At 65.7% G+C, this 18,404-nt stretch carries 15 protein-coding genes; 5 read left to right on the forward strand and 10 right to left on the reverse strand.

The window, feature by feature from the left end; genetic code table 11:
- Positions 1-2 precede the first annotated feature (2 nt).
- From QDT69_RS27265 to QDT69_RS27275, 3 genes are all read right to left on the reverse strand, one after another.
- Complete coding sequence (locus tag QDT69_RS27265) at positions 3-368, reverse strand: 6-carboxytetrahydropterin synthase (RefSeq protein ID WP_050404001.1); 366 nt, start codon at positions 366-368, stop codon at positions 3-5.
- Between the two features lie 95 nt (positions 369-463).
- Positions 464-1,096 carry a 7-carboxy-7-deazaguanine synthase gene (queE, locus tag QDT69_RS27270; protein WP_279709559.1) on the reverse strand — a complete coding sequence of 211 codons (633 nt, stop codon included), beginning with the start codon at positions 1,094-1,096 and terminating at the stop codon, positions 464-466.
- Positions 1,097-1,106: 10 nt separating this feature from the next.
- Positions 1,107-1,592, reverse strand: a complete 486-nt coding sequence (locus tag QDT69_RS27275) for a tRNA (cytidine(34)-2'-O)-methyltransferase (protein ID WP_279709560.1) — start codon at positions 1,590-1,592, stop codon at positions 1,107-1,109.
- Between the two features lie 278 nt (positions 1,593-1,870).
- Between QDT69_RS27275 and petA the strand changes: the two genes are divergently transcribed.
- The 3 genes from petA (at position 1,871) to QDT69_RS27290 (ending at position 5,427) form a co-directional block, all read left to right on the forward strand.
- A complete protein-coding gene (petA, locus tag QDT69_RS27280; RefSeq protein ID WP_279709561.1) occupies positions 1,871-2,401 on the forward strand; it encodes a ubiquinol-cytochrome c reductase iron-sulfur subunit in 531 nt (176 codons plus the stop codon).
- Positions 2,402-2,473: 72 nt separating this feature from the next.
- Positions 2,474-4,546 (forward strand): cytochrome c1, encoded by a 2,073-nt coding sequence (locus QDT69_RS27285; RefSeq protein ID WP_279709562.1) that lies wholly within the window; start codon positions 2,474-2,476, stop codon positions 4,544-4,546.
- Between the two features lie 206 nt (positions 4,547-4,752).
- Positions 4,753-5,427 (forward strand): dienelactone hydrolase family protein, encoded by a 675-nt coding sequence (locus tag QDT69_RS27290; protein WP_050422030.1) that lies wholly within the window; start codon positions 4,753-4,755, stop codon positions 5,425-5,427.
- 147 nt (positions 5,428-5,574) lie between these two features.
- On the opposite strand, the gene QDT69_RS27295 is transcribed toward QDT69_RS27290, so the two are convergent.
- Positions 5,575-6,573, reverse strand: coding sequence for a VOC family protein (locus QDT69_RS27295; protein ID WP_279709563.1), 999 nt, complete (start codon positions 6,571-6,573; stop codon positions 5,575-5,577).
- A gap of 344 nt (positions 6,574-6,917) precedes the next feature.
- Here QDT69_RS27295 and QDT69_RS27300 point away from each other — a divergent pair, with 344 nt between their 5' ends.
- On the forward strand, positions 6,918-9,083 hold the full coding sequence (locus QDT69_RS27300) for an anthranilate synthase component I (protein ID WP_279709564.1): 2,166 nt from the start codon (positions 6,918-6,920) through the stop codon (positions 9,081-9,083).
- Positions 9,084-9,201: 118 nt separating this feature from the next.
- A complete protein-coding gene (locus QDT69_RS27305) occupies positions 9,202-9,741 on the forward strand; it encodes an adenine phosphoribosyltransferase (protein ID WP_074131621.1) in 540 nt (179 codons plus the stop codon).
- 140 nt (positions 9,742-9,881) lie between these two features.
- Here QDT69_RS27305 and QDT69_RS27310 read toward each other — a convergent pair whose 3' ends face one another.
- The 6 genes from QDT69_RS27310 to smc form a co-directional block, all read right to left on the reverse strand.
- Positions 9,882-10,550, reverse strand: coding sequence for a hypothetical protein (locus QDT69_RS27310; protein WP_279709565.1), 669 nt, complete (start codon positions 10,548-10,550; stop codon positions 9,882-9,884).
- Positions 10,551-10,658: 108 nt separating this feature from the next.
- Complete coding sequence (locus QDT69_RS27315) at positions 10,659-11,402, reverse strand: hypothetical protein (protein WP_146987181.1); 744 nt, start codon at positions 11,400-11,402, stop codon at positions 10,659-10,661.
- Positions 11,403-11,626: 224 nt separating this feature from the next.
- Positions 11,627-12,877, reverse strand: coding sequence for a M48 family metallopeptidase (locus tag QDT69_RS27320; RefSeq protein WP_279709566.1), 1,251 nt, complete (start codon positions 12,875-12,877; stop codon positions 11,627-11,629).
- Between the two features lie 133 nt (positions 12,878-13,010).
- The gene (locus QDT69_RS27325; RefSeq protein WP_092124555.1) at positions 13,011-13,571 is read right to left on the reverse strand and encodes a LemA family protein; all 561 of its coding nucleotides are present in this window, start codon (positions 13,569-13,571) and stop codon (positions 13,011-13,013) included.
- A 273-nt stretch (positions 13,572-13,844) separates the two neighbouring features.
- Positions 13,845-14,810, reverse strand: coding sequence for a small ribosomal subunit Rsm22 family protein (locus tag QDT69_RS27330; protein WP_279709567.1), 966 nt, complete (start codon positions 14,808-14,810; stop codon positions 13,845-13,847).
- Positions 14,811-14,912: 102 nt separating this feature from the next.
- On the reverse strand, positions 14,913-18,377 hold the full coding sequence (smc, locus tag QDT69_RS27335; protein ID WP_279709568.1) for a chromosome segregation protein SMC: 3,465 nt from the start codon (positions 18,375-18,377) through the stop codon (positions 14,913-14,915).
- Positions 18,378-18,404: the final 27 nt, after the last annotated feature.

Genomic DNA, 18,404 nt, shown 5'->3' on the forward strand with positions numbered 1-18,404 from the left:
GACTAACCTTGCGGGCCGAAGTAGGTGCAGCTTTCGTTGCAGCTGTCGCGGTGGACGCTGACGCGGGTCAGCTTGCCGGCGTGCTGCAGCCGCTCCCAGATGAAGCGCGACAGATTCTCCAGCGTCGGCACCCCGATCGCCTCGATCTTGTTCAGGAACTTGTGGTCGAGCGTCTTCTGAACCTCGGCCATGGCGCGTTCGAGCAGGCCGAGATCGATCACCATTCCGGTTTTCGGATCCGGCGTGCCGCGGACCGTCACCTCGGCTCGGAAGGAGTGACCGTGAATCTCCTCGCTGGCGGTGCCAAAGGTCGTTCCGGACAGCGCATGCGCAGCCTCGAACCGAAACGCTTTCGTCAATTCCCACATCTCGTTCAACAATCCAGTTCTGTCTTGTCTCTAGTTTGGTCGCGTTTTCTTAATGCGAACCGGTACCCACTTCGCTTGAAAACGCTCCGGTTGGTTCATCTAATGCCGAGCGTCTTGTGCGTCTGCACGCTGAGGCGCCATTGCGGGTGCTTCAGGCAATAGGCGATCGCCCGCTCGGTATTCTCGATCACGTCGGGGCCGTCCATCGGCTGCAGCGAGAAGCGCTCGAAGGCGAGTCCGGCAAAGTCCTCCGGTGCATTCTCCGGCTGCGGATAGACCAGCTTGAGCTCGTGCCCCCTGCGCACCACGAGCTCGGAGGCGGCCTTGGGGCTGACGCAAATCCAGTCGAGCCCGTCGGGCGGGGCGATGGTGCCGTTGGTCTCGATCGCGATCGCAAACCCGTGGCCGTGCAGGGCCTCGATCAGGGCGGTATCGACCTGCAGCAGCGGCTCGCCGCCGGTCAGCACCACGTAGCGGTCGGCCTCGCCCCCGGTCCATTGAGCGGCGATGGTGCCGGCGAGCTCGGCGGCGTCGGCATAGCGGCCGCCGAGCGTGCCGTCGGTGCCGACGAAATCGGTGTCGCAGAACCGGCAGACGGCGCCTGCGCGGTCCTGCTCGCGGCCGCTCCAGAGGTTGCATCCGGCAAAGCGGCAGAACACGGAGGCCCGGCCCGCATGGGCGCCTTCGCCCTGCAGGGTAAGAAAGATCTCCTTGACCGCGTAGCTCACCAAAAATCCCTTAAGTTACCGGACCGGCAATTCCTGAACCGGCAAGTCCTGAACCCGTCTGCCGCAGCGCCTCACCGACCGCCATGGCCGCCGTGACGGCGACATTGAGCGAGCGCATGGTCGGCCTGATCGGAATCACCAGCCGCGCGTCGGACGCGGCCACCACCGCGTCGGTCACCCCTGCCGTTTCGCGCCCGAATAGCAGGACATCGGAGGCCGTATAGTCGAAATCAAGGTAGGATTTCGCAGCCTTGGTCGTGAACACGACCAGCCGGCAGGAGGCCTCGGCCCGCCATTCCTCGAATTTCGACCATGAGTCGTGACGCTTCAACCGCACATGGTCGAGATAGTCCATACCCGCCCGGCGGAAATTCCGGTCCGAGGTGTCGAATCCCGCCGGTTCGATGATATGGGCTGACACGTCCAGGCAGGCGCAGAGGCGCAGAATCGTCCCTGTATTCTGGGGAATGTCGGGCTGGAACAGCGCGATCTGCATGGTGCTGGCGACCTGTGAAATCCGGATGAAATTGTCTCAATAAAACATCGCTCGGCGCGGATTTCGTGCATTGCACGTGTGCGAGCCGATAGCGGGCTTGCGCTCGTCCGGCAAGGGTGCCAATAGAACGATTCTGGACTGCTGTTCCGCCATTTGGGGTGGGGAATAGCGGTTTTCTGCCGCCGCGGGGGCCGCGGGCGCCGGCAGCCTTTCTTGGGGCGCATCCCAGCGCCTCTGGGGCGGTTCCACCGGCTGCAGAAAAGAAAGGGCTAGGAATCGTGACGACAGCGTCTTCGGCGGACCATCCGACACGCCGTGATTTTCTCTTTGTTGCAACCGGAGCTGCCGCCGCGGTCGGCGCAGCCGCCACCGTCTGGCCGCTGGTTGCCCAGATGAACCCGGATGCCGCGACGATCGCGGCCGGCGCGCCGATCCAGGTCGATCTGGCCCCGATCGCCGAGGGCCAGGACATCAAGGTGTTCTGGCGCGGCAAGCCGATCTACATCAGTCACCGCACCAAGAAGCAGATCGAGGAGGCCCAGAAGGTGCCGCTGTCGAGCCTGCCCGATCCGCAGCCCGACTCGGCCCGCGTCAAGTCCGGCCATGACCAGTGGCTGGTCGTGATCGGCATCTGCACCCATCTCGGCTGTATCCCGATCGCCCATGAGGGCAATTACGACGGCTTCTTCTGCCCCTGCCACGGCTCGCAGTACGACTCCTCCGGTCGTATCCGCCAGGGGCCGGCGCCCGCCAACCTGGCAGTGCCGCCCTACGCCTTCCTTTCCGACACCAAAATCCAGATCGGCTAAGTTCCGGACCCTCCGGGGCTTCGGCTTCCCCTTGGACCCATCGCGTCGTTTTTCTTCTTCAGGATCGCATCAATGAGCGGACCATCTGATTTCCAACCGAGCAACCCCGCCTTGAAGTGGATCGAACGGCGCCTTCCGATCTTCGGCCTGATCCACTCCTCCTTCGTGGCCTATCCGACGCCGCGCAATCTGAACTACTGGTGGACCTTCGGCGCCATCCTTTCGATGATGCTGGCGCTGCAGATCCTGACCGGCGTGATCCTGGCGATGCACTACACGCCGCACGCCGACCTCGCCTTCAAGTCGGTCGAGCTGATCGTTCGCGACGTCAACTACGGCTGGCTGCTGCGCAATATGCACGCCGCCGGCGCGTCGATGTTCTTCTTCGCGGTCTACATCCACATGTTCCGCGGCCTCTATTACGGGTCGTACAAGGAGCCGCGCGAGGTGCTGTGGATCCTCGGCGTCATCATCTACCTCTTGATGATGGCGACCGGCTTCATGGGCTACGTGCTGCCGTGGGGCCAGATGAGCTTCTGGGGCGCCACCGTCATCACCAATCTGTTCTCGGCCGTGCCGTATTTCGGCGAGAGCATCGTGACCCTGCTGTGGGGCGGCTATTCGGTCGGCAACCCGACGCTGAACCGCTTCTTCTCGCTGCACTACCTGCTGCCGTTCGTGATCGCCGGCGTGGTCGTGCTGCACATCTGGGCGCTGCACGTCGCGGGTCAGAACAACCCGGCCGGCGTCGAGGCCAAGACCGAGAAGGACACCGTTCCGTTCACGCCCTATGCGACCATCAAGGACGCGTTCGGTGTGTCGTGCTTCCTGATCTTCTTCGCCTGGTTCATCTTCTACATGCCGAACTATCTCGGCGACGCCGACAACTACATCCCGGCGAATCCCGGCGTGACCCCGGCGCACATCGTGCCTGAATGGTATTACCTGCCGTTCTACGCGATCCTGCGTTCGATCCCGAACAAGCTCGCCGGCGTCGTGGCGATGTTCTCGGCGATCATCATCCTGTGCTTCCTGCCCTGGCTCGACAGCGCACGGACCCGTTCGTCGAAGTATCGTCCGCTGGCCAAGCAGTTCTTCTGGATCTTCGTGGTGGTCTGCATCGGGCTCGGCTACCTCGGCTCACAGCCGCCGGAAGGCATCTATGTGATCGCCGGCCGCATCCTGACGGTCTGTTACTTCGCCTACTTCCTGATCGTGCTGCCGCTGCTCGCCCGCATCGAGACGCCGCGTCCGGTGCCGAACTCGATCGCCGACGACGTGCTGGCGAAGAGCAAGGGCAGGGCCGCGACCGCAGCTTCGGTGATGCTCGCGCTGGTGCTGGCCGGTGGCCTGTTCGCCGGCAGCATCCAGAACGCCAAGGCCGAGGAGGGTGGCGACACCCCGCCGGCGCAGAGCTGGTCGTTCTCCGGCCCTTTCGGCAAGTATGACCGCGGCTCACTGCAGCGTGGCCTGAAGGTCTACAAGGAAGTCTGCTCGGCCTGTCACAGCCTGAACTACGTCGCGTTCCGCAACCTCGCCGATCCCGGTGGTCCCGGCTATTCCGAGGCACAGGCGGCGGCTTTCGCGGCCGAGTACAAGATCAAGGACGGTCCGAACGACCAGGGCGAGATGTTCGAGCGTCCGGGCCGCACGGCGGACTACTTCCCGGCACCGTTCCCGAACGAGCAGGCCGCGGCCGCGGCCAACGGTGGCAAGGCGCCCCCGGACCTGTCGTTGATGGCCAAGGCACGGTCCTACAAGCGCGGCTTCCCGCAGTTCGTGTTCGACTTCTTCACCCAGTACCAGGAGCAGGGACCGGATTACGTCGACGCCATCCTGCAGGGCTTTGAAGACAAGCCGCCGGCAGGTGTCACCGTCCCCGATGGCACCTACTACAACAAGTTCTTCCCCGGCCACGCCATCAAGATGCCGAAGCCGCTGTCCGACGGTCAGGTGACGTTCGACGACGGCTCGCCGGCGACGGTCAAGCAGTACGCGCATGACGTCACCACCTTCCTGATGTGGGCCGCCGAGCCGCACATGGAAGCGCGCAAGCGGATCGGCATGCAGGTGTTTGTGTTCCTGATCATCTTCGCGTTCTTGATGTACTTCACCAAGCGCAAGGTCTGGGCCGACGCCCACTGATCTCAGGCGAGACTTTGAAAAAGCCCCTTCGGGGGCTTTTTTGTTTGGCTCACGTCATTGCGAGCGTAGCGAAGCAATCCACCTATCCGCTTGCGGGGATCTGGATTGCTTCGCTGCGCTCGCAATGACGGCGAATGGATTTGCGTCCGCCACCGAGTACGGACAAGATGCCGGCCAATCAGCCGGCTAACATCGCGGAGGAACTCATGGGTACCAGCATCAGCTTCAAGCGTCCGGACGGCAAGGAAGCGTCGGGCTATCTCGCCAACGCCGCCCGCGGCAACGCGCCTGGGGTCGTCGTGATCCAGGAATGGTGGGGCCTGCAGGACCAGATCAAGGGCATGTGCGATCGCTTCGCGCGGGCCGGTTTCGATGCGCTGGCGCCCGATCTCTACAAGGGCAAAGTGGTGCCGTATCACGACACCGACGCGGCCGGCAAAGAGATGAACTCGCTCGACTTCATGGACGCCACCACGCAGACGGTGCGCGGCGCCGCGCAGTATCTCGCCAAGAACGGCGCCAAGGTCGGCCTGACCGGCTTCTGCCTCGGCGGCGCGGTGACCATCATCGGCGCCACCAAGATCCCGGAGCTGACGGCCGGTGTGGTGTTCTACGGCATTCCGCCGGAGCAGGCGGCCAAGCCCGCGGATGTTCGGATTCCGCTGCAGGGCCATTTTGCCACCAAGGACGACTGGTGCACGCCGGCGCTGGTCGATGGCTTCGAGAAAGCGATGAAGGCCGCCGGCAAATCGCTGGAACTCTATCGCTATGACGCCGACCACGGTTTCGGCAACGAGCAGCGCCTGTCGGTGCACGACCGCCAGTGCGCAGAACTGGCTTGGGACCGGGCCACGGAGTTTTTCAAGAAGCATCTGGGGTAAAGGCGTGTCCCGCACACGCCCTGTCGTCCCTGCGAAAGCAGGGACCCATAACCACAGGATGCGGTTGTCTGGCGAGATGGCTGCCAGTGTGCCCTTTGCCAAGGCTGCGGCGTATGGGTCCCTGCTTTCGCAGGGACGACGGCGCGATTAGCTCTCCGCCTTCACCCCGTCCCACCACGGGCAGGTGCCCGACATCAGCCTGAAATTGCCTTCCATCACCTGCACCGGTGCGCGCTTGCCCTCGGCGGCGGCGCGCATCCGCATCTCGCGCGCGACGGCGCGGTCCTCAGCCGATAGCCAGACCCGCTCATGGCCCCACAGGCTCGGGCCGTCATGCATCTCGAACGGCGTCCAGTTCGCAGGGTCGATCTCGCGGCCGCCCCAGCCGCATTCGACCATGAAGGCCGACGGTGACTTGGCGTAGAACGACGTCATCAGATCGTTGGTGTGACGGCCGAGCGTGACGTTGACGCGGTCTTCCTGCTGCGCGACGTCATAGGCCTGACCGACATCGTCGAGCGAGAACAGCTCGACCATCAGATGATGCATGCCATTGCTGCCGGTCTCGATCAGCGCCAGCGAGTGGTGGCGCGCATTGACGTGGAAGAAATACGCGCGGAACGGTTTCTCGATGTAGTCGCTGAGCCCGAAGCCGAGCACGTCGACATAGAAGCTCATGACAGGCGCGATGTGCTCGACCGTCAGCACCGCATGGCCGAGCCCGAGTGCGCCGGTGCGGAAGCCCGAGATCGAGCGTCCCGGCCTGAACGGCATGTCGTCGATCTCGGCGCCATGAAACGCCTCGAGACGATTGCCGGCCGGGTCCCGGAACGAGATCAGCCCGCGCACCCGCCGTGCGTCGGCGAGGGTTTGCGGCTCTGATGTCACGGCAACGCCGGCGCGCTCGAGCCGCGCCGCCAGCGCGTCCAGCGCTGCGGCGTCCGCCACCTCCCAGCCGAAGAACCTGGTCCCTTCGCCCTGCGCGCGGTCGATCACGATGCGTTGCTTGCGGTCGTCCATCCGGAACGCGAGCAGCGAGTTGCCGCGCTCGATCGCCTGCAGCCCAACCAGGCCGGTGCCGAATTGCCGCCAGTCGTCGAGTGCGTCGGAGCCGAAGCCGGCATATCCGAGACCCAAAATCGCCATCTGCGCCTCCGCCATCTGTCTGTTTTTTGGGCGGCTGGCAGGCCGCCATTTCCACAAATCCTACGCGGAATCCCGTCCCTTCAAACCCCGAAAATGCCGCCTGGAGGGGCGTCCAGGATTGGGGCAGGGGTGTCGGGCCATCCCTTGACACGGCCCGCGCCGGGTGGTGTGTAACGGCCATGAGCACTGTCGCCAGTCCATCGCGTCGTTGGTGGCCCACCTTCTCATAGGTGGCCGGTGCGTTTTCATTTTCTCAAAAACGTCGAAGGTCGCCATCGCAGTGCGACGGTCCCCTTCGTTTGTCCTGTGTGGCGCTCTCTCGGCAAGTCTCGTAAGAGGATCACATGAACAGGACAGTCTTCTCCCTGCCGGCCAAGAGCGAATACCTCACCAATGGTGGCCTTGCGGTCGCGCGCGTGGTCGAGCAGTTCACCGGCGGCGCCAATCGCCTCGACGAACTGATCGCGCTGCTCGACCGCCGCCGCGGCGTGGTGCTGTCCTCGGGCACGACCGTGCCGGGCCGCTACGAGAGCTTCGACCTCGGCTTCGCCGATCCGCCGCTGGTGCTGGACACCTCGGGGACCGACTTCTCGTTGCAGGCGCTGAACCCACGCGGCGAGGTGCTGATCGCTTTCCTCGGCGACGCGCTGCGCGAGCCCTGCGTCGTGATCTCGGAGCGGAGCGCAACGAAGCTTGCCGGCCATATCATCCGCGGTGAAGCACCGGTCGAGGAAGACCAGCGCACCCGCCGCGCCAGCGTGATGTCGCTGGTGCGCGACATGGTGGCGGCGTTCACCTCCAATGCCGATCCGCTGCTCGGCCTGTTCGGCGCCTTCGCCTACGACCTCGTGTTCCAGATCGAGGACCTCAAGCAGAAGCGCACCCGCGAGGCCGACCAGCGCGACATCGTGCTTTACGTGCCGGACCGGCTGCTGGCCTATGACCGCGCCACCGGCCGCGGCGTGGCGCTGAATTACGAGTTTGCGTGGAATGGCCGGTCGACCGCCGGCCAGTCGCACGAGACCGCGCCGAGCCTCTATGCCAAGACCGACCGGCAGGGCTTTGCCGATCACGCGCCGGGCGAATACCAGGCGACCGTCGAGGTGGCGCGCGCTGCGTTCGCCCGCGGCGACCTGTTCGAGGCGGTGCCCGGGCAGCTGTTCGCCGAGCCCTGCGAGCGCTCGCCGGCGGAAGTGTTCCAGCGGCTCTGCCGCATCAATCCGTCGCCCTATGGCGCGCTGATGAATCTCGGCGATGGCGAATTCCTGGTCTCGGCCTCGCCCGAGATGTTCGTGCGCTCCGACGGCCGCCGAGTCGAGACCTGCCCGATCTCCGGCACCATCGCACGCGGCTCGGATTCGATCGGCGATGCCGAGCAGATCCGCAAGCTGCTGAACTCGGAGAAGGACGAGTTCGAGCTCAACATGTGCACCGACGTCGACCGCAACGACAAGGCGCGGGTCTGCGTGCCCGGCACCATCAAGGTGCTGGCGCGGCGGCAGATCGAGACCTACTCGAAGCTGTTCCACACCGTCGACCACGTTGAGGGCATGCTGCGGCCGGGCTTCGATTCGCTCGACGCGTTCCTGACCCACGCCTGGGCCGTGACGGTGACCGGCGCGCCGAAACTGTGGGCGATGCAGTTCGTCGAGGACCATGAGCGGTCGCCGCGGCGCTGGTATGCCGGCGCGATCGGCTGCGTGAATTTCGACGGCAGCATCAACACCGGGCTCACCATCCGCACCATCCGCATGAAGGACGGTCTCGCCGAGGTGCGCGTCGGTGCGACCTGCCTGTTCGACTCCGATCCCGCCGCCGAGGACCGCGAATGCCAGGTCAAGGCAGCGGCGCTGTTCCAGGCGCTGCGCGGCGATCCGCCGAAGCCGCTGTCGGATTTCGCGCCCGACGCCACCGGCTCCGGCAAGAACGTGCTGCTGATCGATCACGACGACAGTTTCGTGCACATGCTGGCCGACTACTTCCGCCAGGTCGGCGCCAATGTCACCGTGGTCCGGCACGTCCATGCCCAGGATATGCTTAAGAAGAAGGGCTGGGACCTCTTGGTGCTGTCACCCGGGCCGGGTCGCCCGGAGGACTTCGGCATCGCGAAAACCATCGACACCGCGCTCGAGAAGAAGCTGCCGATCTTCGGCGTCTGCCTCGGCGTGCAGGCGATCGGCGAATATTTCGGCGGCCAGCTCGGCCAGCTCGGCCAGCCGGCGCATGGCCGCCCGTCGCGCGTCCAGGTGCGCGGCGGTCGGCTGATGCACAATCTGCCGAATGAGATCGTGATCGGCCGCTATCACTCGCTCTATGTCGAGCGCGACAGCGTGCCCGAGGTGCTGGCGGTGACCGCGACCACCGAAGACGGCGTCGCGATGGTGATCGAGCACAAGACCCTGCCGGTCGGCGGCGTGCAATTCCATCCGGAATCGCTGATGTCGCTCGGCAACGAGGTCGGCCTGCGCATTGTCGAGAATGCATTCCGGTTGAATGTGAGCACGAATTGAAAGACGGATTTTCACCATCGTCATTCCGGGATGGTGCGTCAGCACCAGACCCGGAATCTCGAGATTCCGGGTTCGATGCTTCGCATCGTCCCGGAATGACAGTTAGGGCGAGACAGCAATGACCTTCGACCACGACATCAAGGCGACCGTTCGCACCATCCCGGACTACCCGAAGAAGGGCATCCTGTTTCGCGACATCACGACGTTGCTGGCGGATGCCCGCGCCTTCCGCCGGGCGGTCGATGAGCTGGTGCATCCCTGGGCGGGCGCGAAGGTCGACAAGGTCGCGGGCATCGAGGCCCGCGGCTTCATCCTCGGCGGCGCGGTGGCGCATCAGCTCTCCGCCGGCTTCGTGCCGATCCGCAAGAAGGGCAAGCTGCCGCACACCACGGTGCGGATCGCCTACTCGCTGGAATACGGCATCGACGAGATGGAGATGCATGCCGACGCCGTGCAGCCCGGCGAGCGCGTGATCCTGGTCGACGATCTGATCGCGACCGGCGGCACCGCGGAGGGCGCGGTGAAGCTGCTGCGCCAGATCGGCGCCAATGTGGTCGCGGCCTGCTTCATCATCGATCTGCCCGATCTCGGCGGCGCGGCAAAGCTGCGCGCGATGGACGTGCCGGTGCGCACGCTGATGGCGTTCGAGGGGCATTAACCCCTCCGCGTCGTCTCGGCGAAAGCCGGGACCCATAACCACGATGCTGGTTGTGGGAAAATGCTGCGGCTCCAGCTTTCGCCAAACGCACAGCTGTGGTTATGGGTCCCGGCTCGCGCTTCGCTTGGCCGGGATGACGGCTAACCCCGTTGCAGCAGCATGCTCAGCTCAAGATCCCGGAACGTCGTGTAATTCCGCCGGATCCACTGGTGCAGCTCGGTCGATGAATCCTTCTCCTGGCGCAGATAGCCGGTGAAGGAGAAGGTCAGCCGGTCGATATAGGTCTTCAGGAACACCGGCAGCGCGCGGAAGCGCAGCACCTTGCTTGCGGTCATGACCGGCGGCAGCTCGCCGCGCACCACGAATTCATTGTCGATGACGACGAGCCCGTTCGGCGGGATCAGGCCTTGCAGCGTCTGGTAGCCGCGCACCGAGGCGCGGTCGGTGTCGGCGACATAGAGGATCACGGGCGAGACGCGGCGGCGCAGCGCCTCCTTCATCAACCCGATCTCGTCGCACATTTTGAAGAATTCGTCGAAGGCGTGGTAGCCGAGGTCGATCACCTTGGCGATGCCGTCATTGACGATGACGCGGTCCATCAGCTGCATCTTGCCGTAGGTGTCGATCACGTCGGCGGTTTCCGTGATCCGCGGCAGATAGTCGAGCAGCGACGGCTCTTTCAAATTGATGTCGTAGCAGACCACGTCGCCGTTCTTGAGCAGCAGGAATTCGCCGAGCAGCCGCGCGATCAGCGTCTTGCCGACCTGCGGGCGGGGCGAGCAGATGATGTAGACGGGCGTCGATGACATCGCCCGCTATATCAGGCCAAATTTTCGCCTAATCCAGCCCCATCGCCGTCCCGAGCGCGACTTTTTTCGTTGCCCCGGGGCACGACTTTCTCGCCGCCTTGGCAGCGACTATTTTTCGCCCTTGGCCGACTTGGCGCCGACCAGGTCGGTCAGCTTGATCCGGTCGAACTCGCTCCAGACATTGGCGAGCCAGTGCCGGACATAGCCGCGCAAGACGAACGAATAATTCGCGGCGTCGTCGTTGATCTGCTTGTTGGCGACGAATTTCAGGAACGGAACCGAGGACACCTCGACCTGCTCATAGGCCATTTCGTTGAGCTTGGGGATCGTGAGGTCGGTCGCGTCCTTGATGCGATGGAAGTAGGAATTGTAGGTCGCCTGGTCCCACTGGAAGAACTGGGTGTCGTTGATGAAGTTCTTCACCAGGAAATATTTTGCGCCGCCCATGAAGCCGGCGGTCTCGGCGATCTCGTCCAGCGAGGCGATCGAGGGGCCGAGGATATGGAACACGGCGAAGGTGATCTGGCCGGAGCGCGCCGCGTCGAGGAAGCCGATGTCGCGCAGCGAGGCCAGCGCGGGCGACAGCAGGCCGGCGCGGACGTCGATCACGGTGACTGCGGGGCCCGAGTTCAGGGTATCGAAGATCTTCATCTGGTCCGCGGTCGTCGTCATGTCGACGATCTCGGTGATGTCGGGATGGAAGCGCTTCAGCGTGCCGCGCGGCGACTCGGTGTCGAACGCCCGGGTCTGCACATTGTTGGCACTGAAATAGTCCAGGAGCGTCCGCGAGACGGTGGTCTTGCCGACCCCGCCCTTGTCAGCACCCACCACGATCACAACCGGCTTTGCCATGGAAGTCCCTTAAAGCGCGCTCCCGACCGCGATGGCGGCCGGCAAGTCCCCACACTGCTTTGGGCGCGAACATGGCAGAAACGAGGGAGAATTCAATTCCTTAAGGCGCCCACAATCGGTTTGGTGGGGAATTCCTTAATGGACTGAGTAGGCTAGGGCGTGATCCGGAAAATGGCGCAGCGGTTTTCCGGGAAAATCACGCCCAAATCAAAGCGCCGGCGCGATCAGCGGTGCCGGCCCCAAGGACCTTGGAGAGGACCTTGGAGTGGGTCCAGCGGCCCCAACGGACCCTGCCTGGGCCCGGTGCCCGGTAGCGGCGGCGGGCTGTTCGGCTGCGCGGGCGGCGTGTCGCCCCACGGGCCATGGGTGACCGGTGGAGGCTGTTCGCCGGCCGCGGTCGGTTGGTCCTGCGTCGCGGTCTGGTCCGAGGTCTCATCCGGCAGCGCCAGCGGTCCGGGATCGTGGCCGCCGGCATATTTCACCAGCGCATCGACCCGGGACTTCACCGACGGATGGGTCGCGAACAGGTCGGCAAAGCCCTCGCGCGGATTGTCGACGCAGAGTTCCATCACCGCCGAGGTGGCGTCCGGCAGCTCGCCGCGGTTCTCGATCTTGCGCAGCGCCGAGATCATCGCATCTGGGTTCTTGGTCAGCTCGACCGATCCGGCATCGGCGAGAAATTCGCGCGACCGCGACAGCGCGAGCTTGACCACCTGCGACAGCAGCCAGGCCAGCATGATCAAGGCGACCGCGATGATGATCACGACGATCGCGCCGCCGCCCGAGCCCTTGCTGTCGCGATCCGAGGACGATCTCGACGATGAGGAGGATGACGACGACCAGCCGCCTCCGCCGCCGCTCGAGTTCCACGACAGGTTTGTGAACAGGCGGAAGAACAGCTCGCCGAAGAAGCCGACCACGCCGGCGATGATCACCGCGATCACCATCAGCTGCACGTCGCCGTTCTTGATATGGGTGAGCTCGTGGCCGAGCACGGCCTCGATCTCCTGGTCGTTCAGCGCACGCAACAGACCCGTGGTGACCGTGACGGCATATTGGCGCGGGTTGAGGCCGGTCGCGAACGCATTCAGCGCCGGGCTGTCCATCACCTTCAGCTTCGGCATCGGGATGCCGCGCGAGATGCAGAGGTTTTCCAAGAGATTGTAGAGCCGCGGCTGCTGCTGCCGCGTCACGCTCTGGCCGCCGGTGACGGCGTCGATCATCTTCTGGTGGAAGAAATAGGCGATCACGATCCAGGCCACCGCCGCAATCGTCGCCCATGGCAGGGCGGACACCAGGTCGCGCGAGGCCCGCGTCAGGTAATAGTCGACGGTGCGGCCGCTATCGATCATCACCTCCGCGACCAGCGCACCGGCATAGACCAGCACGTAGATCAGCAGAAACAGGCCGCCGAGCAGCAGCATCGAACGAAACTTGTTCGATGCGATATGCGTGTAGAGACCATAGGCGGCCATGACTAACCATCGTCATTCCGGGGCACGCCAACGGCGTGAACCCGGAATCCAGAGGTGTTTTGGTGGATCGAGATTCCGGGTTCGATGCTTCGCATCGCCCCGGAATGACGGGACAAGGCGGACACCATGCCGCTCAGAACTTCACGCTCGGGGCCGCCTCGACCTCCGTGCGGCTGGCGCCGAGGTCGAAGAAATCCTTGCGGGTGAAGCCGAACATGCCGGCGAACAGCGCGGCCGGCATCTGCTGGATGCCGGTGTTGTATTCCTGGACCGCGTTGTTGAAGAAGCGACGGCTGGCGGCGATCTTGTTCTCGAGATCGGAAAGCTCCGATGCGAGCTGCTGGAAATTGGCGTTGGCCTTGAGGTCCGGATAGGCCTCCGACAGCGCGATCAGCCGGCCGAGCGCGCCGGAGAGCTGGTTCTCCGCAGCCGAGACCTGGGCCGGACCCTGCGCCGAGATGGCCGAATTGCGCGCCTTGATGACGTCATCGAGCGTGCCGCGCTCGTGCGCGGCATAGCCCTTCACGGTCTCGACCAGGTTCGGGATCAGGTCGTGGCGCTGCTTGAGCTGCACGTCGATGTCGGCAAAGGCCTGGCTGACCCGCTGGCCGAGCGCGACCAGGCGGTTGTAGGCGCCGAACGCAAACAGCACGAGAAGGACGATGACGCCGATAACGATCCAGCTGGTCGACATGACAGGGCAACTCCTGATGGACGAGACGGCGGCACCGTAGCCCAAGATCGGGGCGCAGGGCAGCCCGCCGCGAAGAGGTGGGCAAAGGGTTGGTCGGGGCTGGCCGCGATTGGTTCAACATCGTCGTCCCGCTGGCTCTACGTCGTCCCGGCGAAGGCCGGGACCCATACGCCGCGGCCCGCGGAAGCGGCACAAGGGGCGACGGCTTTGCTTCACAATTGAGATCGGTGGTTATGGGTCCCGGCCTTCGCCGGGACGACTCAGGCTGTTGGGCTAGACCGCATCGCCCCAGCGCCAGCGCCGGGCGCTGGCGTAATCGGCCTTGGCGCGGCGGGGGACCCTGGCGACCGCGACGCCCTCCGGCGTGCAGAGTTTGGCTGCAATCTCGACCTTGCCGACATCCGGCTGCGCCAGCACGCGCGATGGCCTGTTCTCAACGCGCGCGCGGCTCAGCGCGACATAGGCAAAGCGTTCATCCTCGAACGGGGCGTCGGCGCCCTTGACCTGCTTGTGCGCGCGCGAGCGCTGCAGGCGCTGCGAGAAGTGGCACCAGTCCGGTGCAACCAGCGGACAGTCGACGTCATGCGGGCAGGGCGCGGCGACATGCGCGCCGGCTGCGATCAATCGTGCGCGGAGTGCGATGATCCGGGCGTAGCCCGCCGGCGTGCCGGGCTCGACGACCAGCAGGGTATCCCTGGCTTTCTCCCACATGACATCGGTGAGCGCGTCGCGCTCGGCATCATTGAGCTCGTTGATGACGTAGCTCGCGATCACGAGATCAGCGGCATCAGCATGCGCCGCATAGGTGCGGGCCTGGCCGAGCTCGTAGGTGATGCGGCGCAGGCGGTCACTCCGGCGCGTGAGGTCGAGCGCCAGCGTGCGCAGCGCTTCATTGGCATCGAGCAGCGTGAACGACTGCAACGACGAGAAGGCTTCCGCGGCCGCCCAGCTTGCTGTCCCCGGCCCGGCGCCGACATCAAGCACGCTCGTGGGCGCGAAGTCCGGCCTGATTTCGGAGAGTGCATTGAGGCTCGCCACGACTGCGGCATAGGTCGCGGGCATCCGCGCCAGCGCGTAGGCCAGCGCATCGGTCTCGGTCCGGATCGTCGAGGAGCCGCCGCCTTCGCGATAGGTCTGCGAGATGATGGCCGCTCGGCTGGCGGCGTCGCTGCGCGACAGGCCTTCGAGCCGGGCGTTGAGGGCGGCGCGCAGTTCGGCGGGAAGGTCAGGTGAGGTCATGTGCCGTCATTTCTACGTCATTCCGGGGCGGCGCAGCCGAACCCGGAATCTCGAGATCCGAGTTCGGCGCTACGCACCGCCCCGGAATGACGACATCGTATCCTACGCCACGTTCTGGTCGAGGATGTCGACCGCGCCCTGCAGATCGACCGACACCAGCTGCGACACGCCGCGCTCGGCCATGGTGACGCCGAACAGCCGGTTCATCCGCGCCATCGTGATCGGATTGTGCGTGATGATGATGAAGCGCGTGTCGGTCGAGCCGGTCATTTCGTGCAGCAGGCTGCAGAACCGTTCGACGTTGTGGTCGTCGAGCGGCGCGTCGACTTCGTCCAGCACGCAGATCGGCGACGGGTTGGTGAGGAACACCGCGAAGATCAGCGAGAGCGCGGTCAGTGCCTGCTCACCGCCCGACAGCAGCGACAGCGTCTGCGGCTTCTTGCCCGGCGGCTTGGCGATGATCTCGAGGCCGGCCTCGAGCGGATCGTCGCTCTCGATCAGGTGCAGCGCGGCTTCGCCGCCGCCGAACAGTTCGGTGAACAGCCGCTTGAAATGGTTGTTGACGGTCTCGAACGAGGTCAGCAGGCGCTCGCGCGCTTCGCGGTTGAGGCTCTGGATGCCCTGGCGCAGCCGCTTGATCGCCTCGACGAGGTCGTCGCGTTCGGTGGTCAGCGCGGTGTGCTGGGTCTCGACTTCCTTGAGCTCTTCTTCGGCGCGCAGATTGACGGCACCCAGGCGCTCGCGGTCGCGGCGCAGCTTTTCGAGCTCTTCCTCGACCTGGGCGACCGGCGGTAGCTCCTGGCCCGGCTCGATCTCGGCCATGCCGACGACTGCGCTCGGCTCGACCTCGAGCATGTCGTGGATCTCGCGCTCGATATCGGCGAGGCGGCGGCGGGTGCCTTCCATGCGCTCCTCGGCGCGCGCGGTGGCTTCACGGGACGACGACAGCGCTTCGAGCGTGGCCTTGGCGACGCGGTCGGTTTCCGCCATCGCGGCTTCGGCGGTCGCGAGCGCGTCGGCGGCAATGCGGCGATCGCCTTCGGCGTGCTCGATCTCCGAGATCAGCGCGCTGCGCTTCTCGGCGAACACTTCCGGCGCATTGGCAAGCTCTTCACGCTCGATCGACACCTCGGCGATGCGGGCCTCGACGGTCTCGACCTGCGAGGCGGCGCTGGTCTTGCGGTTCTGCCATTCATTGCGCTCGGCAACGATGGCCTGGACGCGGCGGTCGGCGAGCTCGGCCTCGCGGGCAAGCGCCTGCGCCTCGGCGCGGACCTGCGCCGCGGCACGGCGCTGATTGTCGATCTCGGCGCGAACGGCGGCGAGCTGGGCTTCGGTCTCGACACCCGGCGGCAGCTCGGCGAGCGCGGCAGCCGCGCTCTCATGCGCAGCCTCGGCCTCGGCGCGGTCGGCGGCGACGCGGCTGTGCGCCTCTGTCAGCGCCGATTTGCGCGCGGCATGGCGGTTGATCTCGCGCTCGGTCGCGGCATGGCGTTCGCGCGCGGCATCGGTCTCGCGGCGGGCGGCGCGCACGGCTTCACGCGAGGCACCCTCGGCGGCGGACGCCGAGCGCAGTTCTTCTTCGGCCGTCTCCAGCGCCTGGCGCTTGGCGGCGGCGTCGATGCGGGCCTGCTCCAGCTCGTGCTCGATGTCGACCAGGCGGGCGCGCTCGGCGAGGCGGCGGGCCGCGCCGGTCGGGGCATGCGCGTCGGCGACAAAGCCGTCCCAGCGCCAGACGTCGCCTTCGAGCGACACCAGCCGCTGGCCGGTCTTCAGCTGCGACACCAGCGCCGCGCCGCGCTCCTTCGCCACGACGCCGATCTGGGCCAGACGACGCGCCAGTTCCGGCGGCGCCTGGACGTGATCGGCCAGCCGCTCGACGCCGTCAGGCAGCGAGGGATCGCCCGCGGCCTCACCGACATTGGTCCAGCGCATCGGCGCGGATGAATCCACCGGCGCATCGAGGTCGTCGCCGAGCACGGCGCCGATCGCCTTTTCATAGCCCTTGGCGACCGTGATGCCGTCGATGATCGGCGGCCACAGATTCTTGGTCTCGCTGGTGACCAGCTTGGAAATGGTGCGGGCTTCGGTCTCCAGCCGCTGCACGCGCTTCTCGGCCTCAACGAGCGGATTGCGGGAGGCTTCCAGCGTCTGCCGTGCGGCAGCGTGGTGCGCCTCGCTCTCCTGCACCGCGGCCTCGGATTCGGCGAGCGCCTGCTGCGCCATCTCCATGGCGGCGGCGAGCGCGTCGATGTCGCCGAGATTGCCGGTCTCCTGCGCGAGCTTGGTCTCCTCGGCCTGGACGTTGGCGATCTCCTGATCGAGCCGCGCCAGCCGGTCGCGATGCGTGCGCACGCCGGCTTCGAGCTGGTTGCGCTTGGCGGTGAGGTCGGCGAGCTGCGTGGTCAGCTCGGAGAACTGGCGCTCGGTCGCGGCCAGCATCTCTTCGGCCTCGGCAACGCGCTCGTCGACGCCGGAACGCTTCTCGACGCGCGACTTGATCTCTTCCTTCAGCTCGGCGTCTTCGGTGTCGAGCCGCTGCAGCGCGATGTCGGCATCGGAGGTCTGCTGCTGCTCGCGCGCGATGTCCTGGGCAAATTGCGTGAGGCGGCGATCGAGTTCGCCGACGCGCTCCTTGGCGCGCTGCTCCTCGCGGTCGAGCATCTCGCGCGCATTGGTCAGGCGCTGCAGGCCGGCGGCGGCGCGCGCCTCGGCATCGCGCAGCGCGGGCAACTCGGTGGCGCGGATCGCCTGGATGCGCGCGGCTTCCGCTTGATGCTGGGTGCGCTCGGCCATCTCGCGTACGGCGAGATCGTGGGTGCGCGCGGCGTCGTTGACGTCGGCGTTGGCCTCGATCCAGCGCAGGTGGAACAGCATCGCCTCGGACTTGCGCACCTTGGCCGCGACCTCACGGTAGCGAATCGCCTGGCGCGCCTGCTTCTTCAGGCCTTCCATCTGGCCGGTGAGCTGGCCGATCACGTCCTCGACGCGGGTGAGGTTGGTTTCGGCCGCCTTGAGCCGCAGTTCCGCCTCGTGACGGCGAGCGTGCAGGCCGGCGACGCCGGCGGCGTCTTCCAGCACGCGGCGGCGCTGCTCGGGCTTGGCCTGGATGATTTCGCCGATCTTGCCCTGGTGGACCAGCGCCGGCGAACGCGCGCCGGTGGCGGCGTCGGCGAACAGGATTTGCACGTCGCGGGCGCGCACGTCGCGGCCGTTGATGCGGTAGACCGAGCCGGCCTCACGCTCGATGCGGCGGGAGATTTCGAGCAGCTGGCTGTCATTCATCGCGGCCGGCGCCGAGCGATCGGAATTGTCGATCGTCATCACGACTTCGGCGTGGTTGCGCGCGGGACGGTTGCCGGAACCGGCGAAGATCACCGCATCCATGTCGGCGGCGCGCAGCGATTTGTGCGAGGTCTCGCCCATCGCCCAGCGCAGCGCTTCGACGAGATTGGATTTGCCGCAGCCGTTCGGTCCGACGACGCCGGTCAGGCCCGGCTCGATCATGAAATCGGTGGGTTCAACGAACGACTTGAAACCGTGCAGGCGGAGGCGCGTGAGCTTCATGTACACAAATCTCGTTTGGCCGGGCGC

Source organism: Bradyrhizobium sp. CER78, from assembly GCF_029846235.1.
Lineage (GTDB): Bacteria > Pseudomonadota > Alphaproteobacteria > Rhizobiales > Xanthobacteraceae > Bradyrhizobium.

Excerpts from the sequence above, each read along its gene's own strand:
- QDT69_RS27265 (WP_050404001.1), bottom strand. The coding sequence starts at position 368 with ATGTGGGAATTGACGAAAGCGTTTCGGTTCGAGGCTGCGCATGCGCTG.
- QDT69_RS27275 (WP_279709560.1), bottom strand. The coding sequence starts at position 1,592 with ATGCAGATCGCGCTGTTCCAGCCCGACATTCCCCAGAATACAGGGACG.
- QDT69_RS27285 (WP_279709562.1), top strand. The coding sequence starts at position 2,474 with ATGAGCGGACCATCTGATTTCCAACCGAGCAACCCCGCCTTGAAGTGG.
- QDT69_RS27290 (WP_050422030.1), top strand. The coding sequence starts at position 4,753 with ATGGGTACCAGCATCAGCTTCAAGCGTCCGGACGGCAAGGAAGCGTCG.
- QDT69_RS27295 (WP_279709563.1), bottom strand. The coding sequence starts at position 6,573 with ATGGCGATTTTGGGTCTCGGATATGCCGGCTTCGGCTCCGACGCACTC.
- QDT69_RS27300 (WP_279709564.1), top strand. The coding sequence starts at position 6,918 with ATGAACAGGACAGTCTTCTCCCTGCCGGCCAAGAGCGAATACCTCACC.
- QDT69_RS27305 (WP_074131621.1), top strand. The coding sequence starts at position 9,202 with ATGACCTTCGACCACGACATCAAGGCGACCGTTCGCACCATCCCGGAC.
- QDT69_RS27310 (WP_279709565.1), bottom strand. The coding sequence starts at position 10,550 with ATGTCATCGACGCCCGTCTACATCATCTGCTCGCCCCGCCCGCAGGTC.
- QDT69_RS27315 (WP_146987181.1), bottom strand. The coding sequence starts at position 11,402 with ATGGCAAAGCCGGTTGTGATCGTGGTGGGTGCTGACAAGGGCGGGGTC.
- QDT69_RS27320 (WP_279709566.1), bottom strand. The coding sequence starts at position 12,877 with ATGGCCGCCTATGGTCTCTACACGCATATCGCATCGAACAAGTTTCGT.
- QDT69_RS27325 (WP_092124555.1), bottom strand. The coding sequence starts at position 13,571 with ATGTCGACCAGCTGGATCGTTATCGGCGTCATCGTCCTTCTCGTGCTG.
- QDT69_RS27330 (WP_279709567.1), bottom strand. The coding sequence starts at position 14,810 with ATGACCTCACCTGACCTTCCCGCCGAACTGCGCGCCGCCCTCAACGCC.
- smc (WP_279709568.1), bottom strand. The coding sequence starts at position 18,377 with ATGAAGCTCACGCGCCTCCGCCTGCACGGTTTCAAGTCGTTCGTTGAA.